General features: G+C 74.8%; 20 protein-coding genes. 10 read left to right on the forward strand and 10 right to left on the reverse strand.

Annotated features, from left to right (window positions below; genetic code table 11):
* The first annotated feature begins 73 nt into the window (after nucleotides 1–73).
* On the forward strand, nucleotides 74–730 hold the full coding sequence (locus tag ACGFI8_RS24235) for a DUF998 domain-containing protein (RefSeq protein WP_392808136.1): 657 nt from the start codon (nucleotides 74–76) through the stop codon (nucleotides 728–730).
* 126 nt (nucleotides 731–856) lie between these two features.
* Complete coding sequence (locus ACGFI8_RS24240) at nucleotides 857–994, forward strand: hypothetical protein (protein ID WP_392808139.1); 138 nt, start codon at nucleotides 857–859, stop codon at nucleotides 992–994.
* A gap of 2 nt (nucleotides 995–996) precedes the next feature.
* On the opposite strand, the gene ACGFI8_RS24245 is transcribed toward ACGFI8_RS24240, so the two are convergent.
* Entirely contained in the window at nucleotides 997–2784 is a 1788-nt protein-coding gene (locus ACGFI8_RS24245) for a LuxR C-terminal-related transcriptional regulator (RefSeq protein WP_392808141.1), read from the reverse strand.
* On the opposite strand from ACGFI8_RS24245, the gene ACGFI8_RS24250 reads away from it, so the two are divergent.
* Complete coding sequence (locus ACGFI8_RS24250; RefSeq protein ID WP_392808142.1) at nucleotides 2762–4045, forward strand: MFS transporter; 1284 nt, start codon at nucleotides 2762–2764, stop codon at nucleotides 4043–4045. The genes ACGFI8_RS24245 and ACGFI8_RS24250 overlap by 23 nt on opposite strands.
* Before the next feature lie 84 nt (nucleotides 4046–4129).
* Here the strand turns inward: ACGFI8_RS24250 and ACGFI8_RS24255 are convergent, their stop codons facing one another.
* Together ACGFI8_RS24255 and ACGFI8_RS24260 are read right to left on the reverse strand one after the other, a co-directional pair.
* Nucleotides 4130–4315: an antitoxin gene (locus tag ACGFI8_RS24255; RefSeq protein WP_392808143.1), complete on the reverse strand. Its 186-nt coding sequence runs from the start codon at nucleotides 4313–4315 to the stop codon at nucleotides 4130–4132.
* Nucleotides 4316–4430: 115 nt separating this feature from the next.
* Complete coding sequence (locus ACGFI8_RS24260) at nucleotides 4431–5057, reverse strand: TetR/AcrR family transcriptional regulator (protein ID WP_392808146.1); 627 nt, start codon at nucleotides 5055–5057, stop codon at nucleotides 4431–4433.
* Nucleotides 5058–5133: 76 nt separating this feature from the next.
* On the opposite strand from ACGFI8_RS24260, the gene ACGFI8_RS24265 reads away from it, so the two are divergent.
* Nucleotides 5134–6228, forward strand: a complete 1095-nt coding sequence (locus tag ACGFI8_RS24265) for an FAD-dependent oxidoreductase (protein WP_392808148.1) — start codon at nucleotides 5134–5136, stop codon at nucleotides 6226–6228.
* Here the strand turns inward: ACGFI8_RS24265 and ACGFI8_RS24270 are convergent.
* Both ACGFI8_RS24270 and ACGFI8_RS24275 read right to left on the reverse strand, forming a co-directional pair.
* Nucleotides 6212–8098, reverse strand: coding sequence for a hypothetical protein (locus ACGFI8_RS24270; RefSeq protein ID WP_392808149.1), 1887 nt, complete (start codon nucleotides 8096–8098; stop codon nucleotides 6212–6214). The genes ACGFI8_RS24265 and ACGFI8_RS24270 overlap by 17 nt on opposite strands.
* Nucleotides 8099–8206: 108 nt before the next feature.
* On the reverse strand, nucleotides 8207–8374 hold the full coding sequence (locus tag ACGFI8_RS24275) for a hypothetical protein (RefSeq protein WP_392808150.1): 168 nt from the start codon (nucleotides 8372–8374) through the stop codon (nucleotides 8207–8209).
* A 102-nt stretch (nucleotides 8375–8476) separates the two neighbouring features.
* On the opposite strand from ACGFI8_RS24275, the gene ACGFI8_RS24280 reads away from it, so the two are divergent.
* The 5 genes from ACGFI8_RS24280 to ACGFI8_RS24300 all read left to right on the forward strand — a co-directional run bounded on the left by ACGFI8_RS24280 (nucleotide 8477) and on the right by ACGFI8_RS24300 (nucleotide 12779).
* The gene (locus ACGFI8_RS24280; RefSeq protein WP_392808152.1) at nucleotides 8477–9181 is read left to right on the forward strand and encodes a DUF1775 domain-containing protein; all 705 of its coding nucleotides are present in this window, start codon (nucleotides 8477–8479) and stop codon (nucleotides 9179–9181) included.
* 98 nt (nucleotides 9182–9279) lie between these two features.
* A complete protein-coding gene (locus ACGFI8_RS24285) occupies nucleotides 9280–10173 on the forward strand; it encodes an ABC transporter ATP-binding protein (RefSeq protein ID WP_392808153.1) in 894 nt (297 codons plus the stop codon).
* Nucleotides 10170–10892, forward strand: a complete 723-nt coding sequence (locus ACGFI8_RS24290) for an ABC transporter permease (RefSeq protein ID WP_392808155.1) — start codon at nucleotides 10170–10172, stop codon at nucleotides 10890–10892. Before ACGFI8_RS24285 ends, ACGFI8_RS24290 begins: the two co-directional genes overlap by 4 nt.
* 21 nt (nucleotides 10893–10913) lie before the next feature.
* On the forward strand, nucleotides 10914–12029 hold the full coding sequence (locus ACGFI8_RS24295; RefSeq protein WP_392808157.1) for a sensor histidine kinase: 1116 nt from the start codon (nucleotides 10914–10916) through the stop codon (nucleotides 12027–12029).
* A gap of 51 nt (nucleotides 12030–12080) precedes the next feature.
* Nucleotides 12081–12779 carry a GntR family transcriptional regulator gene (locus tag ACGFI8_RS24300; RefSeq protein WP_392808159.1) on the forward strand — a complete coding sequence of 233 codons (699 nt, stop codon included), beginning with the start codon at nucleotides 12081–12083 and terminating at the stop codon, nucleotides 12777–12779.
* Between the two features lie 278 nt (nucleotides 12780–13057).
* Here the strand turns inward: ACGFI8_RS24300 and ACGFI8_RS24305 are convergent, their stop codons facing one another.
* The 5 genes from ACGFI8_RS24305 to ACGFI8_RS24325 are packed head-to-tail and all read right to left on the reverse strand — an operon-like array spanning nucleotide 13058 to nucleotide 20890.
* Nucleotides 13058–15370 (reverse strand): glycoside hydrolase N-terminal domain-containing protein, encoded by a 2313-nt coding sequence (locus ACGFI8_RS24305; RefSeq protein ID WP_392808160.1) that lies wholly within the window; start codon nucleotides 15368–15370, stop codon nucleotides 13058–13060.
* Nucleotides 15367–17283, reverse strand: a complete 1917-nt coding sequence (locus tag ACGFI8_RS24310) for a beta-galactosidase (RefSeq protein WP_392808162.1) — start codon at nucleotides 17281–17283, stop codon at nucleotides 15367–15369. The genes ACGFI8_RS24305 and ACGFI8_RS24310 overlap by 4 nt, the downstream gene beginning before the upstream one ends.
* 10 nt (nucleotides 17284–17293) lie before the next feature.
* Nucleotides 17294–18235, reverse strand: a complete 942-nt coding sequence (locus ACGFI8_RS24315) for a carbohydrate ABC transporter permease (RefSeq protein WP_392808163.1) — start codon at nucleotides 18233–18235, stop codon at nucleotides 17294–17296.
* Nucleotides 18232–19194, reverse strand: a complete 963-nt coding sequence (locus tag ACGFI8_RS24320; RefSeq protein ID WP_392808165.1) for an ABC transporter permease — start codon at nucleotides 19192–19194, stop codon at nucleotides 18232–18234. The genes ACGFI8_RS24315 and ACGFI8_RS24320 overlap by 4 nt, the downstream gene beginning before the upstream one ends.
* A 13-nt stretch (nucleotides 19195–19207) precedes the next feature.
* The gene (locus ACGFI8_RS24325) at nucleotides 19208–20890 is read right to left on the reverse strand and encodes an extracellular solute-binding protein (RefSeq protein ID WP_392808166.1); all 1683 of its coding nucleotides are present in this window, start codon (nucleotides 20888–20890) and stop codon (nucleotides 19208–19210) included.
* Between the two features lie 266 nt (nucleotides 20891–21156).
* Here ACGFI8_RS24325 and ACGFI8_RS24330 point away from each other — a divergent pair, with 266 nt between their 5' ends.
* Complete coding sequence (locus tag ACGFI8_RS24330) at nucleotides 21157–23574, forward strand: glycoside hydrolase family 3 C-terminal domain-containing protein (protein WP_392808167.1); 2418 nt, start codon at nucleotides 21157–21159, stop codon at nucleotides 23572–23574.
* Nucleotides 23575–23789: the final 215 nt, after the last annotated feature.

Below are 23789 nucleotides of genomic sequence, written 5' to 3' on the forward strand. Positions count from 1 at the left end.
GGGCCGCGATGTCGGATCGCGGCGGCGCCGTTCGAGGCAGCGGTGAAGGCACCCACCGGGAAAGGACATCGCCATGACCGCCGCCCCCGCCGCCCCGACCGCCGAGATCCGGACCAACCGCGTCACCCGCTCGCTGCTCGGCTACGGCGTGCTCGCCGGCCCGTTCTACGTCACCGTCAGCGTCGCGCAGGCCCTGACCCGCGACGGCTTCGACATGACCCGGCACGCCTGGAGCCTGCTGTCCAACGGCTCCCTCGGCTGGCTGCAGATCACCAACTTCGTGCTCTCGGGCCTGATGGTCCTGGCCGCCGCGGTGGGCCTGGCCCGCGCCGTGCCGCAGAGCAGGTGGGCGTCCGTGTTGGTCGGTGTCTTCGGCGCGAGCCTCGTCGCGGCCGGCGCGCTGCGCGCCGACCCGGCGATGGGCTTCCCGGCCGGCACCCCCGACGGCCCCGGCACCGTCAGCTGGCACGGCGTCGGCCACCTGGTCGCGGGCGGGATCGGCTTCCTGTGCGTCATCGCGGCCACGTACGTGCTGGCCCGCCACCAGCCGCGCGCCCTGGCGTGGTACTCGCGCGTCTCCGGCACACTGTTCCTGGCCGGGTTCGCGGGGATCGCGTCGGGCAACAGCGCGCCGTGGTTCACGCTCGGCTTCGTGGCCGCGGTGATCGTGATCATGACCTGGCTGACGGTCGTCTCAGCGCGCCTGTACCGCTCACTCCCCTGCCGCTGACCGGCACGTTCTCCATGGTCACGGAAAGCCCCGCGCACCGCGACCGGCGAGCGCCGATCACGAAGACTTGCTGACGGACTGGCGCCACCAGCCAATTGACCGTCGCATGAGGCGCGGACCCCAGGGATGATCGGTCCCAGGGGGCTCGCCGCCGTCGACCATGGGCGGCAGGGGCTCCTGCAGGCCGTAGCCGGCGTGGTGGCGTGCACGGCCGGGGCAGTGGCGTGGGGCGCCGTGGAGTTGGTGCCGGTCGCCGGGTTCTGACGTCACAGCGGCAGCGCGGCGAGGTCGCCGCGGGCCGTGACGCCGAGCTTCGGGTACGCCTTGTACAGGTGGTAGGCGACCGTCTTCGGGCTGAGGAACAGCTGGGCCGCGATGTCCTTGTTGGACAGTCCCTGCGCCGCCAGGCGGGCGATCTGCAACTCCTGCGGCGTCAGCCGGGCCGCGGCCGGCTCGGGGCGCCGCGGTGCGGGCAGGCCGGTCGCCTCCAGTTCGGCGCGGGCGCGGGCCGACCACGGGCGGGCGCCCAGGCGGTCGAAGGACTCCAGCGCGCGCTGCAGCGCCCGGCGGGCGTCGGCCTTGCGGCGGGCGCGGCGCAGCCACTCGCCGTACAGCAGTTCCGTGCGCGCCTGCTCGAACGGGCGGGCCGGCAGCTTCAGCGACATGCGGTACTCGTGCTCGTCGCCGGTGAGCAGCGCGCGGCAGCGGTGCACGAGCGCCTGCGCCCACGGCCGGCCGGTGCGGTCCGCGAACGCCTCCAGGCGCCGCGCCGCACCGGCGACCCCGTCCCCGAGCCCGTCGCCGGTCCCGGCGCGCACGGCGGCCTCGACGAGGTCCGGGATGCTGCGGTGCGCGGCCACGTGGTGCGCGTACGGGTTCTCCTGCAGCGGCAGCAGCCGCGGTACCGCCGCCTCGGGCCGGCCCTGGCCCAGGTCGAGCAGGGCGAGCGCCCACTGCGCCCAGGCGTGGCCGGCCGGCTGGAATCCGGGCGAGGCGCCGGCGAGGGCGTCGGCGACGCCGGAGCGGCACAGCTCCTCGTCGCCCTCGACGGCGGCGAGCGTCGCGCGTACCGCGGACAGCTGGCTCACCCACAGCGGCTGGCCCCCGGCGCGGGCCAGGTCCAGCCCCTCGGCGGCGCTGACCGCCGCGTCGCGGTGGCGGCCCTGGAACAGCTCCGCCTCGGCGAGGAAGAACAGCAGCGTCGGCAGCAGCCCGGCGAGGCCCTCGGCGCGGCAGCGGCCCGCGAGCGCGGCCGCGAGCTCGTGCGCCTCGGCGTCCTGGCCGGCGACGAAGCCGAACCCGCACAGCTCTACCAGGTCGCGCGGGGCCACCGCCGGGTCGAGCGCGGTGCGCCGGTCCGCGACGGTGTCCAGCGCGGGCGGGCGCCCGCGGACCGCGGCGACCTGGTAGCGCGCGAGCGGGTCGTCGAGGCGCGCCAGCCGGTCCAGGCACTCGCCGAGGTGCGGCTCCCCGAGGTACCACGCGGGATGCACCGCCTGCGGCAGCGCCCGGCCGGCGGCCTCCGGCGCGAGCTCGGCGGCCGCGGTGAACAGCTCGTACGCGGCCTGGAAGTTGCCCTGCCAGAACCACGCCTGCCCCTCGACCCAGCCGACCCGCCCCAGGAACGCCGGGTCGGCGTCGAGGCCGGCGGCGCGCTCGGCGAGCCGGACCGCGGTGGCGGGGGTGCCCGCGTGCAGGCCGTTCTCGGCGGCGAGCAGCAGCCGCCGGGCCTGCGCCGCCGGGGTTTCGCTGAGCTGCGCCGCGCGCTCGTACGCGGCGGCGGCCGCGGCGTACCCGCCGCGGTCGCGGGCCTGCCGGGCGGTGTCCTCCAGGGCCGCGGCGACGTCGTCGTCGGGGCCGGTGGCGGCCGCGGCGCGGTGCCAGGCACGGCGGTCGGCCGCCTCCGGGCCGTCGAGCGCCTCCGCGAGCGCCCGGTGTACGGCGAGCCGCCGCGCGAACGGCGCGCCGTGGTAGACGGCGGCGCCGCGCGCCCCGCGCGGGGTCCTGCCCGCCCTGCTCACCGTCACGTTCATGACCGCGCTGGACTTCTTCATCGTCAACGTCGCGATGCCCGCGATCCAGCACGACCTGCGGGCCGGCCCGGCCGCCCTGCAGTGGGTCGTGGCCGGCTTCGGCCTGGCCCTGGCCGCCGGCCTCATCACCGGCGGGCGGCTCGGCGACATCTACGGCCGCCGCCGCGTCCTCGGCGCCGGCCTGGCCCTGTTCACCGCGGCCTCGCTGCTGTGCGGCCTCGCGCCGGTCGCCTGGGCGCTGGTCGCCGGCCGCGCGCTGCAGGGCGCCGGCGCGGCCCTGCTGATGCCGCAGATCCTCGCCGTGCTGCGCACCGCCGTCCCGGCCCCGGCCCAGCCGAAGGCGTTCGCGCGGTACGGCCTCACCCTCGGCCTCGGCGCCGTCTTCGGCCAGGTCGTCGGCGGCCTGCTGATCCGGGCCGACCTGTTCGGCCTCGACTGGCGGCTGTGCTTCCTGATCAACCTGCCGATCGGGGTCGCCGCCCTCGTCATGCTCCGCGCCGTGCCCGAGTCGCGCGGCGGCGCCCGCCGGCTCGACCTCGCGGGCGCCGGGCTCGTGACCGCCGCGCTCGTCGCCCTCGTCCTGCCGCTCATCCAGGGCGGGCAGCAGGGCTGGCCGCTGTGGACGTGGCTGTGCCTGGCGCTGGCCGCCGTGCTGTTCGCCGCGTTCGTCATCCATCAGCGGTACCGCACGGGCCCGCTCATCGACCTGGCCCTCTTCCGCCGGCGCGCGTTCGGTACCGCCCTGGTGGCCGTGCAGGCCTTCTGGATGGGCCAGGCGTCGTTCTTCCTCGTCCTGGCGCTCTACCTGCAGTCCGGCCGCGGCCTCACCGCGCTGCAGTCCGGCGCGGTCTTCATGGCCGTCGGCGCCGGCTACCTGCTCACCTCGACCAACGCGCACCGCCTGGCCGCCCGCCTGGGCCGTCAGGTGGTCACCGCCGGCGGGCTCGTCATGGCCACCGGCCTGGCCGCGATGGCCTTCGCCGCCGCGCATGAGATCGGCTGGCTGCTGCCCGGCCTGGCCCTGGAGGGCATCGGCATGGGCATGGCCCTGGCCCCGCTCACGACCCTGGCCCTGTCGGGCGTGGCCCCGGAGCACACCGGCGCCGCCTCGGGCGTCCTGGCCACGGTCAACCAGACCGGCAACGCGGTGGGCGTGGCACTCATCGGCATCGTCTTCTACCACGCCACGACCATCACGACCGGCTTCCAGGCGAGCCTGGTCGCGCTCATCGTCCTGGAGTTGCTGCTGACCCTGCTCATCCAGCTCGTGCCCCGGCGCTGAGGGCGGATCGCGGGCCCGCATCGCGGCCCGGCGGCCGCGCCCGGCGGTGCCGGGCGCGGTGGGCCTTCGGTCGGCGTCCTTGGGTCAGTCTTTGGTGGTGTCGCCTTCGCCGGTGTGCTCCTTGGCCGCGTCGACACCCTTGTGGATCTGCTCCGTGTACTTGCCGCCGGTGCGCTCGTCGACCTCGTCGCCGGCCTTGTCCAGCGTCTGGTCGACCTTGTCGTCGTGCCGGTGGGCGAGGTCCTTGACCTTGTCGAAGAAGCTGTTCATGGCCCAACCGTACCCACCAGACCGGCCGCGACACCGAAGAAGTCACCCCCTTGCGGCGCATGTCGTCCGTGCCCCACGCGCGCTCCTGCGCGGTCACCTTCCGCAGGCGAGGGATTCACACGGCACCCGGGGGATCGCGTCGCACACCGTGTGTGAGCCATGGACGCAGCGCGACGCCGGTGGCCCGCTGGACCGCCTTCTGGACCGCGGCCGGGTTCTGCCGGGCGGTGCTGTCCAGCAGCGCCTGCAGCGCTCCGGTGACCGCGCCGACGAACGCGCCCACCAGCGCGGCGGCGGTGACCGGGTCGAGCTCGTCCGGAAACGCCGCGGCGAGGTGGCGGGCGATCTCCTGCTGCGCGTCGAGCTGCATCTGCAGCGCGCGGCCACGCACGGCGGGCACCTCGTGGATGAGGCGCAGCCGCAGCGCGGCGAGGCGGCCGGTCAGGTCGTCGCTGTCGTCGCCGACCCGCTGCAGCGCCCGCAGGAGCACCTCGGCGGGGCCGTCCTGCGGTCCGCGTGCGGCGATCTCGGCGACGGCGGCGCGCACCCGCACGTCGCTCTCGGGGAACAGCAGCTCCTCCTTCGTCGCGAAGTATCCGAAGAAGGTCCGCGTGCCGATCTCGGCGGCGGCGGCGATGCCGGCGATCGTCGTCTGCTCATACCCGTCCCGCTCGAACAGCTCGATCGCCGCGTCCACCAGCGCCTGCCGGGTGCGCTGCCGCTTCAACTCCCGCAACGACATGCCGCTCAGCTTATCGCACCGAATGTTAGTTCGCACTCATTGCAAGTTTGCACTGAGTGCGATTATCGTCGTCGGCATGACGCCTTCGGTCCTCGTCTCCGGCGCCGGCGTGGCCGGCACCACCGCCGCCTACTGGCTGGCCCGCAACGGGTTCCGGGTCACCGTCGTTGAGCGCTCCCGCGGGCAGCGCTCCAGCGGCAACCCGGTCGACGTGCGCGGCCCCGCCCTGCCCGTCGCCCGCGACATGGGCGTGCTCCCCGCGCTGCGGGAACGGGCCACCCACGCCGACGCGATGCGGGTCGTCGGCCGCGACGGGCGCACGATCGCCAGGCTGCCGACGCAGACCACGCCGGGCGCGGTCGAGATACCGCGCGCGGACCTCGCCGCCGTGCTCTACGAGGCGGCCCGCGACCACGCCGACTTCCGCTTCGACGACTCGATCACCACGCTGCACGGCGACGCCGCCGGCGTGGACGTCACCTTCGACCGCGCCGCCCCGGAGCGCTTCGACCTCGTCGTCGGCGCCGACGGGCTGCACTCGGCGGTGCGCCGGCTCGCCTTCGGCCCGGAGCGCGACCTCGTCAGCCACCTCGGCGTCTGGGTCGCGACCCTGCCACTGGGCGAGCCGGCCGACGACCCGCGGCACGTGCTGCTGTACAACGAGCCCGGCCGCCTGGTGTCGGTCCACCCGTCCCGCGGCGAGGCCCTGATCGCGTTCATCTTCCGCGGCCCGGCGATCCCGGACCTCGACCACCGCGACACCGAGCGCCACCGCCGCGTCGTCGCCGACGCGTACGCCGGGGCCGGCTGGCAGGTGCCGCGGCTGCTCGAGCGGCTGGCGGACGCCGACCTGTACTTCGACAGCGTCAGCCGCGTCCACCTGCCCGCCTGGACCCGGGGCCGGATCACGCTGGCCGGCGACGCCGCGTCCTGCGTGTCGCTGTTCGGCGACGGCTCCAGCCTGGCGATGGCCGGCGCGCACACCCTCGCGACGGCCCTGGCCGGGCACGACGTCGACGAGGCCCTGCGCCGCTACGAGGCCGCGCACCGCGCCCGCACGGACGCGAAGGTGCGCCACGCCGGCCGCTCCGCCGCGCTCGTCGTGCCGAAGACCCGCCTGGGCCTTGCGGCCCGCAACGCGACCGCCCGGGCGCTCAGCCGCCGCGGTTAGGCTCGCGTTCGTCCATCGGAAAAGCCTGCTCCGGTACGGCGGGAGCCACCGCACCCCCGAGCCGTGCCCGCCGCGCGGCGAGGGCGCCCAGCAGGTGGGTGATCTCGGCCTGCGGCACCCCGGCGCGAATGCAGGCCCGCCGCAGCGGCGCGTCCAGCACGCCGGCCCCGGGCGCGATGCCCCGCACGGCCGGCCCGGCACCGAGCACCGCGGCGAGCACGTTCTCCCGCCGAACCGGCACCGGCGCACCACCGTCACCTCCGTCACCACCGGCCCCGGCGGCAACGGCGGCTTGCCATTGGCGCAGCCGCCGCACGAGCAGGGCGCCCGCGACCGTGAGCCCGGCGAGGACCGCGAGCGTGGCGACCGGCGGGCCGATGTGGCCGCCGGCCAGGCGCGCGCAGGCGAGCACCGCCAGTGTCGCTGCCACGGCCCCGGTCCCGGCCCGTGGCAGCGCCGCGACGGCGATCGGCGCGACGGACGCCGGTGGCCGCACCTGGGCGAGGGTGAACAGCAGCGGCGCGGCGTGCGGCGGCCAGCCCCACGGGCGAGTGAGGACGTCGTCGAGCAGCCGGCCGTACACCGTCCCCCGCGTCATGGCGAGCCCCCGCCACCGGCCCGCGGCGACCGGCCCGGCGTCGCGGTCGCGCTCGGCCAGCAGGGCGGTGGCCACGCCGCGGTCGAGCTGGGCCCGGTACACCAGCGCCGGCTCCCACCCGGGCACCGCCGCGCAGCGGCCCAGCACGGCGCGGGCCACGGCCGGCTCGTCTGCGGCGCCGGCCACCGCGTCGAGGGCGAGCGGATCCCCGCTACGCTCGGCGGCCGCGATGGCCGCCGCCGGGTCGCGCCGCGCGAGGAGGGTCAGCGGCGCCGACCAGGGCCGCCCGGTCGCCGCCATCCGCAGCAGCACCGCCCGGGCGGCGGGCGACGTGCTGGGATCCCTGGGCGACGGGGCCGGGTTGTCGCTCGCCGTGGCCGCGGGGGCGCCGGCGTCCAGTACCGGCAGCAGGGCCAGCAGGCGGGACAGCCAGCGCGCGTCGCGGGCGGCGGGTGCGGTACCGGCGAGGGACTCTATCTCGGTGCGGGCGGCGCGGCGCACGCCGTCGTCGTCGCACGCGCCGGCGGCGAGGGCGGCGCGGAACAGCAGCCGGCGGTCGGCGAGCATGGTGAGGTCGTCGATGATCCGCCAGCGCAGCGGCTCCGGTGCGGCGGCGCAGGCGGCCACGGCGTCGGCGAGCAGGCCCGCGGGCCAGGGCTGCTGGGTGCGCAGGCGGCCGGCGAGCCCGTCCCAGACCCCGTCGTCGACGGGAGCCTCGCGGTGGGGCGGGGCATCCTGGAGTACCACCGCGGGAATGTGAAAACCGGGCACCGGCTCGGCGTGGGAGAGCGTGACGATCGTCGACGCCGGCGCGGCGCGCGCGAGCGGGGCGGGCAGCCCGGCCACGGCCGCCCGGACCGCGCCGCCGGCGTCGTCGAGGCCGGCGAGCAGGACCAGGCACCCGTGCTCGGTGGCCGGCCCGGTGACGGCCCGCAGCACCTCCGCGGCGGTCACCGGCCCTTCGGCCGCGAGGCGCGCCAGGTCGACGAGGACCGGCCGCTGCGCGACGGCCGGGTCGGCGGCGGCCCGCGCCCACGCGGCGCGCAGCAGCCACGGCAGCGGCCCCGGCCCGCCGGTGCCGGGCGCGGTGAGCAGCCACAGCCGCTCGCCGCGGCGGTCCAGCAGCGCGGCCGGGTCGAGGCGCTCGCCGCCCGGGCCGAGCAGCGCCGGCGGCTCGGCCGGATCGCCGCCGTCGGCGGGGTCCGTGTCGAGATGTTCGCGTGCGTGCCGGCGCAGCGTGCGCTCCGCCGCGCGCCGCATCCGGTTCGGCATCGGCCTCTGGCTCCGAACGGTGGGGGACGATTGCACCGTCATGGTCCCGCCCGCCGTCACTGCGCGTAGCCGGTTCGGCGCGCGGTCCATCAATCGGGCGACCGCGGCTCAGCGCCCCTCACCCTCCAGGGTGGCGATGCGGTTCGCGGCGGCGAGCATGTCGTGCGCCACCGGCTGCACGGCCAGCTCGGTGAGCAGCAGGCCCGTCGAGACGCGCTCGGCGACGCCCACTCCCAGATCGCCCGCGCCGTCGCCGACGCCCGGCCGGCGAGCCACACCTGCCGCGTCCCGGCGCCGACGGTGGCAACCGCGCCGGAACTTTTGTGCCCTCCGCGCCGACTATCCTGGTCGTCGCCGTCTCCCGGGAGGATCCGTTCCGTGCTGATTCGCCGTATTCTGGGCGCGCTGTCGGGCGCCGTCGCCGTGACCGCGGCCGTCGTGCTGTGCACCGCCGGTCCCGCCTCCGCCCACGTCGAGATCAAGGCCGACAAGGCCCAGGCGGGCGCGACCGACGTGACGATCACGTTCGACGCGGAAAACGAGTCCTCGAAGGCCTCGATCGTGTCGGTCCGCGTCGCCCTGCCGGCCGGCATCGCCCCGGCCGATGTCGCGTACGTCTCGGGCCCGGCCGGCTGGGCGCTGACCCCGGCCGCGGACGGGTACACGGTCGCCGGCCCGGCGCTGGCCGCGAAGCAGAACGCGAAGTACGCGGTGAAGGTCGCCCAGCTGCCGGCCGACGCCAAGACGCTGTCGTTCAAGACGCTGGTGACGTACAGCGACGGCCGCGTCGACCGGTGGATCGACATCCCGCAGAACGGCGCGCAGTCGGACAACCCGGCGCCGACGCTGACCCTCGCCCCGGCCGCCGCGGCCCCGTCCTCGGACGCCCCGCCGTCCCCGACGCCGGCGGCGACGGCACCGGACTCGCCGACCCCGGCCGCCGCGGCGACCACGGCCGGCGCGACGAGCGGCGACGGCGGCGGCTCGGCCGCGCCGTGGATCATCGGCGCGGTCGTGGTCGTGCTGCTCGCCGGCGGCGCGGGCGCCTGGCGGCTGCGCGGGCGCCGCGGGCCCGCCGCATGACACGCCGCTTGACACCCTGGGCTACATGACATCTGTCACGGGGGTGCGGGTGACGCCATGCAGCCCGCACCGGATCGACCGGCCGCCATGCTGTTCGCATGACGAACGAAGCAGTCCAGCTGACCGCGCTCACGAAGCGGTTCGGTGCGGTGACCGCCGTGGACGGCCTGGACCTCACGATCCGGCGTGGTGAGGTAGTCGCGCTGCTCGGCCCGAACGGGGCGGGCAAGTCGACCACCATCGACATGCTGCTCGGGCTGCAGCGGCCCGACACCGGCGAGGTGCGCCTCTACGGCGACGCGCCGGCGAAGGCCATCGCCCGCGGCGCGGTCGGCGCCCTCATGCAGTCCGGCGGGCTGCTGCCCGACCTGACCGCCGAGGAGACGGTACGCCTGGCCGCCGGCCTGCAGCGCAACCCGCGCCCGGTCGACGAGGTGCTCGAGCGGGCCGGCGTGGCCGAGTTCGCCAAGCAGCGCGTGGCCGGGCTCTCCGGCGGCCAGCAGCAGCGGATCCGCTTCGCGATGGCCCTCGTGGTCGACCCCGACCTGCTGGTCCTCGACGAGCCCACGACCGGCATGGACGTGGAGACCCGGCGCGCCTTCTGGGCGTCGATGCGCGAGGAGACGGCCCGCGGGCGCACGGTCCTCTTCGCCACGCACTACCTGGAGGAGGCCGACGACTACGCCGACCGCATCGTGCTGCTGCGCTCCGGCCGGGTCATCGCCGACGGTACCTCCGCCCAGATCAAGGCCGCGGTGTCCGGCCGCACCATCCGTGCCACGATTCCCGGCGCCGACCTGGCCGGCCTCGCCGCGCTGCCCGGCGTCGAGCGGGTCGAGTCCCGCGGCGACACGGTGCTGCTGCACTGCGACGACTCCGACGCGGCCCTGCGGGCGCTGCTGGCCGCCACGCCCGCCCACGACATCGAGGTCACCAGCCGCAACCTCGAAGACGCCTTCATCGCCCTCACCGTTGCCGGGAGCATCCAGTGAACCCCACGTACATGCGGCTGGAAGCCGTCCGCCTGTTCCGCAACAAGCGCGTCGTGATCTTCTCGACGCTCATGCCGGCGCTGCTCGTGCTCATCATCGGCGGCGTCTCCGTCGGCGGCAACGCCGACGCGAAGAAGTACGTGATGGTCAGCATGGCGCTGTTCGGCGCGATGACGGCCGCGATCTCCAGCGGCGGCACCATCGCCGTGGAGCGCGGCCTCGGCTGGAACCGCACCCTGCGCCTCACGCCCCTGTCCCCGGCCGCGTACGTGCTCAACAAGGTGCTGCTCGCCCTGCTCGTCGGCGTGCTGCCGGTGGTCATCACCTTCCTCGTCGGCGCTGTCGGCCTGCACGTTCGGCTCACCGCCGCCGAGTGGGTGCTGTGCTTCGTCGGCGCGTGGCTGTCGTCGCTGCCGTTCGCGGCGCTGGGCGTGGTCATCGGGTACCTCGCCAAGCCCGACAGCGTCCAGCAGGTCTCCGCGTTGATCAACCTGACCCTGGCCGCGCTCGGCGGGCTGTGGGTGCCGGTCGACCTGATGCCCGACGCGATGCGGTACATCGCGAAGCTGACCCCGTCCTACTGGACCGGCCAGGTCGCGCGCAGCCCGCTCGACAACGGCCACGTCGACGGCCAGGCGATCGCGGTGCTGGCCGGCTGGACCGTGGTGCTCGCGCTCATCGCGCTGCGCCGGTTCCGCGTGGACACGGCTCGCGCCTAAGCCTCGACTACCGTGTTCGACATGCAGCAGGGCCCGCCCGACCGCCGCCAGCGATTCCGGTTCTTCTGGATCTGGGCGGCGGTCTGGCTGTTCTACATGGTGGGCCCGATCATCGACGCCTGGCACCGGCCCGAGCCGCTGCAGCGCGCCACCGGCCTCGCCGCCGCGTTCGCCTTCTGCGCGATCTACATCGCCGGGTTCCTGTCGGTGCGGCAGCACTTCCGCCGCACCAGCCGGTCGCCGGCGCTGAGCGGGGCCCTGCTGCGCCTCGGGACGATGACCGCGCTGGCCGCGGTACTGACGCTGATCGTCGGGGAGTCCGGCCTCACGTCGCTGGTGTACCTGGCGGTCACGGGGGTGTTCACCCTCCCCACCCGGGGCGCGTGGAGCTTCGTGCTGGCCTGCGCGGCGTGCGCGTTCGTGCTGCCGCGCACGGTGCCCGGCTGGGACGTCGACATCGGCCTCCCGTTCGCGGTCATGGTCGCGGCGCTGGCGGTGTGGGGCGTGACCCGCCTCGTGCAGCGCAACGCGCAGCTCGCCGAGGCCCGCGAGGAGATCACCCAGCTGGCCGTCGCCGCCGAGCGCAACCGGTTTGCCCGCGACCTGCACGACCTGCTCGGCCACTCCCTCACTGTGGTGTCGGTGAAGAGCGAGCTGGCGGGCCGGCTGGTGCAGCTCGCCCCGGAGCGCGCCGAGGCCGAGCTCGCCGACATCCAGCGGCTGGTCCGCCAGGCGCTCGCCGACGTGCGCGCCGCCGTGGCCGGGTATCGCGAGATGTCCCTGGCGACCGAGCTCGCCTTGGCGCGCAGCGCACTCGACGCGGCCGGCATCGAGGCCGACGTGCCGGTCACCGGCGAGGAGGTCGACCCGCAGCGGCAGGAGCTGTTCGCCTGGGTGGTCCGCGAGGGCGTCACCAACGTCGTGCGGCACAGCGACGCCAAGCACTGCTGGATCCGCCTCGGCCACGCCACCGTGGAGATCAGCGACGACGGGCGCGGCCCGACCGGCGACGGTCCGGGTGCCGGCCATGGTCTCGACGGCCTGCGCGAGCGTCTCGACGCCGCGGGCGGCGCGCTCAGCGTCGGCCGGCGCGAGGGCGGCGGGTTCCTGCTGCGCGCCACCGCTTCGGCGTCGTGAGCGCGCGCGGTGTCCGGGGTATTCTTGCCCTGCCGTACAGAAGGGACCCCATTGCCTGCTGAGGACGACGGCGGCACCGCCCGGCGGGCACCGGCCAAGTCCGGCTCTGCGGCCGGCAACGCCCGTGACGCGTTACGCGAGGCGATCCTCGCCGGGGCGTACCTGCCCGGCGAGCGGCTCGTCGAGGCCCAGCTGAGCGAGCGGTTCCAGGCCAGCCGGTTCAACGTGCGCATCGCGCTGCAGGACCTGGCCGGCGAGGGCCTGGTCGAGATCCAGCGCAACCGCGGCGCCCAGGTGCGCAAGGTCTCGCTGGACGAGGCGATCGAGATCACCGAGGTGCGGATGGTGCTGGAGGGGCTCGTCGCCGCCCGCGCCGCCACGCTTGTCACCGCCGAGCAGGCCAGCGAGCTCGACGAGATCGGCCTGCTCATGCGCCGGGCCGTGACGGCGGGGGAGTACCGCCGCTACAGCGACCTCAACCAGCGCCTGCACGCGCTGATCCGCGCGATCGCCGGGCACCGCACCGCCGACGGCATCATCGAGACGCTGCGCGGCCAGCTGGTGCGCCACCAGTTCATGCTCTCCCTGCTGCCGGGCCGCCCACAGGTGTCGCTGCCACAGCACGAGGCCGTCATCGCCGCCATCCGCGACCGCGACCCGAAGGCGGCGGAGGACGCGATGCGCGAACACATCGCGAGCGTCATCGAGGCGCTGCGCTCCATCGACGCCCTCGGCGCGCCGGCCCCCTAGCGACCCTTGCCCCGGCAGCCGCGGCACGAGCCGAGCCGCGCGATGCGGGCCGCTGCTGGACATGAGCGTCTCACTCGCGGCCGGTGCGACGCGACTTGGTTTTTCGACTCATCGCGGAGTGAACGTTCTGCTCCTTGTACATGTTGACTCCGTGATCACGGCGAACCCCGCACGCCGGTCGGCGCGGACCGCACGCCCGCGGCCGGGCCGTTTCGTGAGCCGGTGCCGCCGAACGGCGCACACGTTCCAGGCCCTGCGAGCCGCGTCGCCCACCTTGCTCAGGCGATGCTGTACTCCGCGCCCGCACGGGCCTGCCATTGCACGCGGTGGCGGTCTTGCGCGGCGCCCGGTGCCGGGGCCGCGTCGACCGGGGTGCCGGCCGCGTCGCGTACCGAGGTCGGTGGTTCCGGCAGGTCCAGTACCAGCGGGCCGTCCGCGCCGGCGATGATGCGGGCCTCGGCCAGGCGGCGCGCGGACCAGGACACGGCGGCCTCGTGGCCGCCGCGGCAGCGTACGCCGCGGATGTGGCCGGTGTCCCAGCCCGGCGGCAGGGTCTTGAGCAGGGCGACGGCGCCCTCGTGGCTCTGGACCAGCAGCTCGGTGATCCCGGCGACGACGCCCAGGTTGCCGTCGATCTGGAAGATCCAGCCGGTCGGGCGGGCGGCGTCGGGGTGCAGGGTCAGCAGGGAGGGCGAGCAGAGGTCGTCGAGCAGGGCGGCGATCGTGTGGGCCGCCAGGTCGGCGTCGCGCAGGCGGGCGGCCAGGCACAGGATCCACGCGCGGCTCCAGCCGGTGTGGCCGGAGCCGTGGGCGAGCCGGGTCCGCAGGGCGCGGGCCGCGGCGGCGAAGTGCTCGGGGGTACCGGTCTCGGTGATGCGGGTGCCCGGGTACAGGCCGTAGAGGTGGGACAGGTGGCGGTGGCCGGGTTCGCGCGGCGGGCGGTCGTCGTACCACTCCAGCAGGGTGCCGTCGGGGCCGACCTGGACGGGGCGCAGGGCGGCGAGCGCGGCGGCGGCCTCGCGGGCCAGGACGGCGTCGGCCGCATCGCCCCGAGCCGACAGCGCCACGAATCGCGCCAGGACCTCCCGGGCGAGTTCCTGGTCCAGCGCGCAGCCCCACGACGTGGCGGCGTGTCCGGCGGTACCGAAGCGGAAATGGTGCTCCGGCGAGGTCGACGGGCTGAGGACGAGCGCGCCGGCGGGGTCGGGGACCAGCATGTCCAGGGTGAACCGGGCGGCGGCCCGCAGCACCGGCAGGGCCACGCGGCGGCCGAAGTCCGGGCCGGCGCCGTGGTCGAGGTGGTCCCAAACGTGGGCGGACAGCCACAGCAGCGCGGAGGGCCAGTTGGCCCACTGCGGGTCGCCCGGGACCGGGGCGGTGAACCGCCACAGGTCGGTGTTGTGGTGCACGGCGGCGCCGCGGGCGGCGTAGTACCGCGCCGCGGTCCGCTCGCCGGCGGTGGCGAGGTCGCGGGCCAGGGTGAGCAGCGGCTCGTGCAGGCCGGGCGCGCCGGTGCTCTCGGCGGCCCAGTAGTTCATCTGCGCGTTGATGTTGGTGGTCCAGTTGCTGCTCCAGCCGGGGCGCACGTCGGCGTTCCAGATGCCCTGCAGGTTGGCCGGCTGGGTGCCCGGGCGGGAGGACGCGATCAGCAGGTACCGCCCCAGGTGGAACAGCAGCTCGGCGCCGGGTTTGGCCCCGGCGAGCTCCAGGTCGGCGCGGTCGAAGTGGCGGCGGTGCTCGGCGGTGTGCCGGGCGCGCAGCCGGTCGGTCGGGACGGGCAGGGCGCGGGTGACGCGGGCGGCGGCCTCGGCGGCGATGGCGTCGAGGTCGGCGCTCGGGTGCCGGTCCGGGCCCCGGAACCCGGTGGCGGCCGCGGCGATCAGCCGCACCTCGTCGCCGGTGCGGCGGACCGCGACCGCGACGGCGAAGCCCATGCCGGCCGGGACGGTACCGTCGGCGCCCGGCGCGTCGGTGGCGTAGGTGACGGCCGGCTCGCGGTCGACGACGTAGTTGGGCAGCACGTGGGCCGGGGCGCGGCCGGTCCAGACCAGGCAGCCGGCCCGCTCGGCGACGGACACGCCGGGGTGCGGGGTGTGCAGCTCGGGCTCGGCGGTCGCGGCGGGGCCGCCGGTCGCGGAGAGGACGAGGACGCCGTCGGGCGCCGAGACGAACGCGGTCAGGCGCACCGGGCCGTACGCGGTCTCCGCGACGGCCTCGGCGAGGTCCAGCCGGCGGCGGTACCCGGTGACGGCGCACGGCTCGGCGTAGCGCCACTCGAGGCGGCCGAGCGGCTGGTACGACTGGGTCCAGGCGGTGCCCTGCAGCCGCCGGGCGAGCGCCTCGGCCCGCTCGTGGTCGCCGGCGGCGACGGCCTCGCGCAGCTCGGGCAGCAGCCGGGCCGGGGGCGGGCCGCTCTCCTCGAGCGCCGGGTCCGGCGGGCCGCCGGACCACAGCGTGTCGGCGTTGAGGTCCACCAGCTCGACGCCGGGGTTGCCATGGAGCATGGCGCCGAGGCTGCCGTTGCCCAGCGGGAAGCCGTCGTGGAAGTCCCCGGCGGGCTCGGTCAGCTCGATGCGGTACCGCCGGCTCATCGCAGCTCGACCCGGCCGTCGTCGTGGTGCAGCAGGAAGATCCGGTCGCCGCGGCGCACCGCCTCCACGCCCGGCGGCAGCCCGGGCAGGACCGGCCGGACGGCCGCGTCGGCGCACACGCGGTCGAGCAGGCGGCGCAGCGCCTCGGGCTCCGGCAGCGTGGCCACGTACCAGGCGGTGCCGGTGCCGTACCGGTGGCGCAGCACGGCCGGGCGCCCGTCCAGGGTGCCGCCGCGAATCCGCGCGACGACCTGTGCGCCCCGGGCCTCGGTCCACTCGGCCCAGGTGGCCGCGGCGAAGTCGCCGAGCTCGGCGGAGGCGACGTCGAGCCGCTCACCGTCGGGCAGCGGCCAGTGCTCCTCGACGCGCACGCCGAGCAGGTCCTGCCAGGGGCCGGGCCAGCCGCCGGTGAACACCCGCTCGCCGGGGTCGGCGACGCCGCTGAACGGGCCCATGACGAGGGTGCCGCCGGCCTGTACGTAGGCGGTGAGGTTGGCCGCGGCGGCCGCGCTCACCTGGTACAGGTTGGGCACGAGGACCAGCCGGTATCCGCCGAGCGGGCCGTCGGCGCGGGCGAAGTCGCAGGTGACGTTCGCCCGCCACAGCGGCGCGTAGTACTCGGTGAGCCGGTCGACGTAGCGGAACCCGTGGTGCGGCTGATGGTCGAGCTCCACCGCCCGCCAGGCGTCCCAGTCCAGCACGATCGCCACGTCGGCCGGCACGCCCGCGCCGAGCACCCCGGGCACCCCGGGCATCCCGGACAGCTCGGCGAGCTCGCGGCCCAGCGCGCAGATCTCGCGGAACACGCGGGAGTCGTGGCCGGCGTGCGGCACCATCGCGCCGTGCGCCCGCTCCGCGCCCTGCCGGGAGGCCCGCCACTGGAAGTGCAGCACCCCGTCCGCGCCGCGGGCGACGGCCTGCATGGACCACAGCCGGTTGAGGCCGGGCCGCTTGGGCGTGGCCACCGGCCGCCAGCTGGCCGCGCCCGGCGACTGCTCCATGAGCAGCCAGGGGCGCCCGCCGCCGAGGGAGCGCATGACGTCCTTGGACATCGCGGCGCGCATCGCCGCGTCCGGGTCGTTGGGGTCGGGGTAGGTGTCCAGCGACACGAAGTCCTCGGCGGCCGCCCACCTCCAGCCGTCGGTGTGGCGGTAGAAGTCCATGAAGTTGGTGGTGATCGGCACGGCGGGGTTGTGCGCGCGGACCGCGTCGCGCTCGGCGGTGAAGCACTCCAGCAGTACGTCGGAGACGAACCGCTGGTAGTCCAGGTCCTGCAGCGGGTTGCCGACGTACTGCATCCGCCGCGGCGGCAGCACCTCGGCCCAGTCGCCGTAGCGCTGCGACCACACGGCGGTGCCCCAGGCGGCGTTGAGGCCGTCGAGGTCGCCGTAGCGGCGGCTCAGCCAGCCCCGGAACCGCTGGGCGCAGTGGTCGCAGTGGCAGGCGGTGCCGTACTCGTTGCCGATGTGCCACATGCGCAGCGCTGGGTGGTGGGCGTAGCGGGCGGCGAGCGCGTCGCTGACGACTCGGGCGGCCCGCCGGTACGCCGGCGCGCTCGGGCAGTACTGGTTGCGCGAGCCGTAGAGCCGCCGCACCCCGTCCGGCCCCTGCGGCAGGGTGTCCGGGTGCCGATGCCCGAGCCACGGCGGCGGGGACGCGGTGGGCGTCGCCAGCGCCACCCCGATGCCGCCCTCGTCGAGCAGGCCGAGCACGGTGTCGAGCCAGCCGAAGGTGAAGCGGCCCGGCTCCGGCTGCAGGGCCGCCCACGCGAACACGCCGACCGTGACCAGGTTGACCCCGGCCTCGCGCATCAGCCGTACGTCCTCGGCCCACACCTCGGGCGGCCACTGCTCGGGGTTGTAGTCCCCGCCGAACAGCAGCCGCCCCCTGGTGGCGTCCTCCAGCCCCGGCACGCGCCCTCCCTCAGCCCTTGATCGCGCCGATGAGCATGCCCTTGGTGAAGTGGCGCTGCACGAACGGGTAGACGATGAGGATCGGGATGAGCGTGAGGGTGACCACCGCCATCTGCAGCGACAGGTGCGCGATCTCCTGATGGCCGGCGTACTGGCCGGTGCCGGTGGTCCCGGTGCCGGGCATGTTGCCGCCCTGGAGGGTGTACGTGTAGATGATCATCTGTAGCGGCCACTGTTGGTTGTCGGGCAGGTAGAGCAGCGCGTTGAAGAACGAGTTCCAGTAGCCGACCGCGTAGAACAGCGTGATGACCGCGGTGACCGCCCGCGACGTGGGCAGCACCACGGACCACAGGATGCGCCACTCCCCCGCGCCGTCCATCCGGGCGGCGTCGATGAGCTCCGGTGCGGTACTGCTGAAGAAGCCGCGCATCACCAGGATGTTGAACACCGACACCGCGCCGGGCAGGATCAGCGTCCAGTACTGGCCGTACCCGCCCAGCGCGGCCACCACGAGGAACGACGGGATCAGCCCGCCGCTGAAGAACATCGTGACGACCAGGAACATGAGCAGCGTCCGGTGCGCGAACGACCCGCTGCGGGACAGCCCGTACGCGCACAGCACCGTCACCACCATCGACACCGCGGTGCCCACGGCCGTGACCACGAGGCTGACCAGCAGCGAGTGGGTGATGAGCTGGTTGGTGAAGATCTGCCGGTACGCCTCCAGGGTCAGCCCTCGGGGCACGGTGACCAGGCCGCCGGCCTCGTTGATCGCGGCCTGGGTGGAGAAGCTGGTCAGCACGATCGTGTACAGCGGCACAAGGATCACCGCCACGACGGCGACCAGGACGACGCCCTTGGCGGCGCTGCCGGCCGGGGTGGGCGGCTCCTCCCACACGGGGGTGTCCGGGCGTCGGCGCGGCCGGGCGGCCTGCGTGGTGGTCGCGGTCATCTGCGGTACAACCCGTCCTCGCCGAAGGCGTGCGCCAGCTTGTTGGCGGCCAGCACGAGGATCAGCGACAGGATCCCCTTGAACAGGCCGGAGGCGGCGCCGTAGCTGAAGTTGTTGTTGACGACGCCGTAGTAGTAGGCGAACGTGTCGAGCACCTCGGAGGCGTCCCGGCCGACCGCGTTGCGCTGGATGAGCATCTGCTCGAAGCCGACGGTCAGCGCGTTGCCCAGCCGCAGCACCAGCATGAGGACAATCACCCCGCGCATGCCGGGCAGGGTGATGTGCCACAGCCGGCGCCACCGCCCGGCGCCGTCCGCGGCCGCGGCCTCGTACAGGGTCTGGTCGATGGCGGCCAGCGCGGCGAGGAACACGATGATCCCCCAGCCGGCCTCCTTCCACACCGCCTGGGCTGTGACGAGGTACTTGAACGTGTCCGGGTTGGTCATGATGTCCCAGGTGTCCAGGTGGTGGCGGCGCAGCAGCATGTTCAGCGCACCGGCCCCACCGAGCATCTCCTGGAACACGGTGACCACGAGCACCCAGGAGAAGAAGTGCGGCAGGTACACCACCGACTGCACGAACGTGCGCACCTTGGCGCTGGCGACGGCGTTGAGCAGCAGCGCCAGCGCGATCGGCACCGGGAAGTACAGCACGAGCTGCACCGCGCTGATCACCAGGGTGTTCTCCAGCGCGTGCCAGAAGATCGGGTCCTGGAGCAGCCGCGTGAAGTTGTCCAGCCCGACGAGCGGGCTGTACCAGAAGCCGGAGTAGATGTCGTAGCTCTGGAACGCGGTGATCAGCCCGAACATCGGCGCGTAGCTGAACACAGCCAGCAGCGCCACCGCGGGCAGCGTCATGATCAGCAAGGACCGGTCGCGGCTCAGCCGCAGCCGCCACCCCCGGCGGGGGGTGGCGGCCGCGACCGCGCCGGCGGTGGGGGCCGGTGTGGAAGGGGTCACCGGCCCCCCGCGGTCACTTGCCGGTGCCGTACTTGTCACGGATGCCGTCGTAGAACTTGCGCAAGTCGTCGCCGCCCTGCTTGCGCCAGGAGTCGACCGCCTCGGTCCACGCCGAGATCGGCTTGCGGCCGACCTTCACGTCGGCGATGGTGTCCTGCATGGGCCGGGTGAGCGAGGCGAACTGCTGCGGCTCGCTGACGTTCATGCCGTAGAACAGCGGCTTGGTGGTGGCCTTGACCAGCTCCGCCTGCCAGGTGGCGTAGTCCTTGGTCACCTGCGTGTTGCCCGACTGCACGGTGGTGACCGACGGCGGGCAGGCGAGGAACTGGAACGTGGTGGCGACCTCCTTGCTGCCCCGCTCGGTCAGCAGCGGGTTGCCGTCGGTCATCGTGTAGTCGGTGCCCTGCTCGCCGAAGTTGACGGTCAGCCACTCCGCGGAGCCGTACGGCGCGGCCAGGTAGTTGGCGATCGCCAGGCACTCGCGGATCTGCTTGTCCGACAGCTTCTTGTTGAGATAGCTGAACATCGCCGCGCCGTTGCCCAGCGGGATGGCCGGCTGGCCGCCGCCCGCGGCGAACGGCTTGAACGCCTGCCGGTTGTAGGACGGGTTGGCCGCGGAGCCGGACTTGGCGTCGTCGCCGTTCCACGCGCCGGTGCCGTCGACGCACACGGCGACCTTGCCGCTCCAGAAACGCTGCTTGGCGTCCTGGCCGTTGGCGGCGACCGCGTCGGGGTGCATGTAGCCGGCCTTGACCAGCTTGGCGTGCCAGTCCAGCGCCGCGGCGATCTCCTGCGTCTCGTAGCGGTGCACGAGCTTGCCGGAGGCGTCGGTGGTCCACGGGTAGTCGGTCCGCGGGAAGCCGAAGATCTGGCAGATGTAGCCGGCGTTGTCGCCGAACAGGTCGTCGAACGCCCACTGCCCGGCCGTGGCGTTGGTCAGCGCCTTGCCGATGGCCTCGAGGTCCGCGGCGCTCTTGACGTCGGCCGACACGCCGGCCTTGTCGAAGAGGTCCTTGCGGTAGTAGTACGCGCCGGCGATGACCACGTTGGACGAGTAGATCGGCAGCCCGTACAGCTTGCCGTTCCACACGCAGGCGGCCCACGCGTTGGTGGAGATCGCGGCGAGGTTCGGATACTGCTTGATCTTGTCGCCGGCGAGATAGGGGGTGAGGTCGGCGAACTTGGCCTGCACCGCGTCGCCGAAGCTCAGCGCGGAGACGTTCCAGCTCGGGATGTCGATCCAGTCGGGCAGCTTGTCCGAGGCGAGCAGCGGCGCCAGCTTGTCGCCGTAGGTGTTGCCGTCGGCCGGCTGCATCTTCAGGGTGGCGCCGATCTCCTTGTTGACCGCGTCGTAGTACGCGTTGCCGCTGGACGGCGGGATCGCGCCCCACAGCGGCGTCATGCCCACGTACGTCCCGCCGGAGCCGACCGGGCCGGTGACCGTGCGGGGCGGGCTGGCGGGGTAGGACAGGAAGGCCGGGTCGGTCGCGGCGCCGCCGGCCCCGGTGACGACCGGAAAGTCCGGCTTGACCAGGCTGCTGGGCGCATAGTCCGGCAGGACCTTCGACAGGTCGCCCTGGCTGGTCGTGCCGGTATTGTCTTGCTTCGGGCCGCCGCAGGCGTCCAGTAACGGAGCGGCGGCGACGACGGCGATGGAGGCGAGCAGGCCGCGCCGGCTCAGCCCGGTGCTTCCCATGGCGGTACCACCCTTCGGGTGATCGAGGTGCGCGAGTGCCGGATCGGCGGAGTGTCGAAGCGCTTCGAGTGAGAGACGGTAGGACATCGACGAACGCGCTACAAGGACATCGAGGACTCTCGCCGGCGTACCGGGCAATCGGCGGTGTTGCGGATGAAAGTTGCACCGCCGCCCCGGCCGGCCGGCCGAGACGGTTGACAGCCGAGGAACCGGCACCGATCATCGAAGCGCTTCGAAAGCCCCCGACGCGACAGAGGTGAGAACCCGTGACGGACATTGTCGCGGACCTGCTGGACCGGCTCACCACGGCCGAGAAGGTGGCGATGCTCCACCAGGCGCAGCCGGCCGTGCCCCGGCTCGGCCTGGCCGCCTTCCACACCGGCTGCGAGGCGCTGCACGGCGTGGCCTGGCTCGGCCGGGCCACCGTCTTCCCGCAGGCGGTCGGGCTCGGCGCGAGCTGGGACCGGGCGCTGCTGCGAGCTGTCGGCGAGGCGGTCGGCGCCGAGGTGCGCGGGCTGCACCACGACCCGCCGGACGAGGCCTCGCGCGCCTCGCTCAACGTCTGGGCGCCCGTGGTCAACCCGCTGCGCGACCCGCGCTGGGGCCGCAACGAGGAGGGGTACAGCGAGGACCCGTACGCCACCGCGCAGCTCGCCATCGCCTACTGCACCGGCCTGCGCGGCGACCACCCCGACGTGTGGCGCACCACGCCGGTGCTCAAGCACTTCCTCGCCTACAACGTCGAGACCGCGCGGGACGTCGCCGACATCGCCGTGCCCGCCCGGGTGCTGCACGAGTACGAGCTGCCCGCGTTCCTCGGCCCGCTGCGCGCCGGGGTCGCGGCCGGCGTCATGCCCGCGTACAACCTCGTCAACGGGGTGCCCAACCACGTCCACCCGCTCCTGGCCGAGGCCCTGCGAGCCGCCGCGCCCGGCGTCGTGGTGTGCTCCGACGCCTACGCGCCGTCCAACCTCGTCGAGACCGAGCGGTACTTCCCCACCCACGCCGAGTCGCACGCCGCGGCCCTGCGCGCCGGGGTGGACAGCTACACCGACAACGGCACCGACGCCGGCCCCACGATCGCCCGCTTCACCGAGGCCCTGCAGCGCGGCCTGATCACCGAGGCCGACGTCGACGCCGCGGTCGGCCGTATCCTCGCGATGCGCGCCCGCACCGGCGAGTTCGACCGTGACCTCGACCCCGGCCGCGACCCGTACGCCGGCACCCGCCGCGACGTCGTGGCCTGCGACGCGCACGCCCGGCTGGCCGCCCGCGCCGCCCGCGCCGGGGTCGTGCTGCTCAAGAACGACGCCGCCGCCCTGCCGTGGGATCGCCCGCCGCGCGTCGCGGTGATCGGCCACCTCGGCGACCGGGTGCTGCGCGACTGGTACAGCGGGACCCTGCCGTACGCGGTCACCGTCGCCGACGCGCTGCGCGACCGGCTCGGCGGCGACCGGGTGACCGCGGTCGACGGCGTCGACCTGGTCCGGCTGGCGCTGCCCGACGGCCGGCACGTGGTGGTCAACCCGAACGACCGGACCCTGCGCCTCGGCGACGGGCCCGGCGCGGTCCTCGCCCACCAGGACTGGGGCACCAGCGTCCAGTGCCCGGTGCCGGTGCACACGCTGCACGACATCGGCACCGGGCGGTACGTCACCGCCGGCGAGGGGGGCGTCCTGGCCGCCGACGCGCCGACGCCCGACGGCTGGGAGGTGCGCGAGCTGTGGGAGCTGCACCCCGCCGCGCCCGGCGGCTTCCTGCTGTGGTCCAACGCCCTGGCCCGGTACGTGACCGAGGGCCCCGACGGCCGGCTGGCCGCCACCGCGACGGCGCCCGGCGACGCCCTGCGCCTCGACCGCGAGCTCGTGGCCTGCGGCGTGGACGAGGCCGCCGCGGCGGCGCGCGCGGCCGACCGGGTGGTCGTGGTGCTGGGCAACGACCCGCACATCAACGGCCGGGAGACCGTCGACCGGGACGGGCTGGCCCTGCCGGCCGAGCAGGAGCGGCTGCTGCGGGCCGTGCACGAGGCCAACCCCCGCAGCGTGCTCGCCCTGGTCTCCAGCTACCCGTACGCGATCGACTGGGCGCAGCGGCACGTCCCGGCGATCCTGTGGACGTCGCACGCCGGGCAGGAGCTGGGCTCCGCGCTGGCGGACACGCTGCTCGGCACGGCCAACCCGGGCGGCCGGCTGCCGCAGACGTGGTACGGCGCCGGCGCCGAGCTGCCGGACCCGACCGACTACGACATCATCGGATCGGGCTGGACGTACCAGTACCACCGCGGCGAACCGCTCTTCCCGTTCGGCCACGGCCTGTCGTACACCACCTTCGGCTACGGGGACCTCGCGGTGGACCTCGAGGCCGGCCCTGCCGACGGCGGGCTCACCGCCCGGGTCACCGTGACCAACACCGGCGAGCGCGCCGGCGACGAGGTGGTCCAGCTCTACGCCACCCCGCACGACTGGCCGGTGCCGGCCCCGGCCCGCCGGCTGGTCGGCTTCGAACGGGTCACGCTGGCGCCGGGCGAGTCGCGCGAGGTCCGCTTCGAGGTGCCGGCCGCCGCGCTGGCGTACTGGTCCGCCGAGGAGGGCGGCCTCGTCACGCCCGGGTCGGCGTACACGCTCGCCGCCGGCCCGTCCAGCGCCGTGGCCGCCGCGCGGAGCACGGTCACCGTCAGGCGATGACCCCGAGCGCGGTGATGCCGACATCGCCGCCGCACGGCTGGACCGGCGCCGGCCGCAGCGGGATCGGGGCCGAATCCCCCGGCACGCGGATCTCCACCTCGTAGGGGTCGTCGAACCAGTGGCCGCCTGCCCGCGCGCGAGGTTCACGCTGGCTTCATCAGGCCTTCAGACGGCGGGCTCGCCGCCGCATGGCAGGCTCGTGCAGAGCGGACGGC

The sequence above is a fragment of the Dactylosporangium sp. NPDC048998 genome (assembly GCF_043197855.1).
Taxonomy (GTDB): Bacteria; Actinomycetota; Actinomycetes; order Mycobacteriales; family Micromonosporaceae; genus Dactylosporangium.

Coding starts and splice junctions, on each gene's coding strand:
- ACGFI8_RS24325 (WP_392808166.1), bottom strand. CDS start 20,890: ATGGGAAGCACCGGGCTGAGCCGGCGCGGCCTGCTCGCCTCCATCGCC.
- ACGFI8_RS24250 (WP_392808142.1), top strand. CDS start 2,762: ATGACCGCGCTGGACTTCTTCATCGTCAACGTCGCGATGCCCGCGATC.
- ACGFI8_RS24235 (WP_392808136.1), top strand. CDS start 74: ATGACCGCCGCCCCCGCCGCCCCGACCGCCGAGATCCGGACCAACCGC.
- ACGFI8_RS24255 (WP_392808143.1), bottom strand. CDS start 4,315: ATGAACAGCTTCTTCGACAAGGTCAAGGACCTCGCCCACCGGCACGAC.
- ACGFI8_RS24265 (WP_392808148.1), top strand. CDS start 5,134: ATGACGCCTTCGGTCCTCGTCTCCGGCGCCGGCGTGGCCGGCACCACC.
- ACGFI8_RS24270 (WP_392808149.1), bottom strand. CDS start 8,098: ATGCCGAACCGGATGCGGCGCGCGGCGGAGCGCACGCTGCGCCGGCAC.
- ACGFI8_RS24315 (WP_392808163.1), bottom strand. CDS start 18,235: ATGACCGCGACCACCACGCAGGCCGCCCGGCCGCGCCGACGCCCGGAC.
- ACGFI8_RS24305 (WP_392808160.1), bottom strand. CDS start 15,370: ATGAGCCGGCGGTACCGCATCGAGCTGACCGAGCCCGCCGGGGACTTC.
- ACGFI8_RS24295 (WP_392808157.1), top strand. CDS start 10,914: ATGCAGCAGGGCCCGCCCGACCGCCGCCAGCGATTCCGGTTCTTCTGG.
- ACGFI8_RS24260 (WP_392808146.1), bottom strand. CDS start 5,057: ATGTCGTTGCGGGAGTTGAAGCGGCAGCGCACCCGGCAGGCGCTGGTG.
- ACGFI8_RS24245 (WP_392808141.1), bottom strand. CDS start 2,784: ATGAAGAAGTCCAGCGCGGTCATGAACGTGACGGTGAGCAGGGCGGGC.
- ACGFI8_RS24285 (WP_392808153.1), top strand. CDS start 9,280: ATGACGAACGAAGCAGTCCAGCTGACCGCGCTCACGAAGCGGTTCGGT.
- ACGFI8_RS24240 (WP_392808139.1), top strand. CDS start 857: ATGATCGGTCCCAGGGGGCTCGCCGCCGTCGACCATGGGCGGCAGGGG.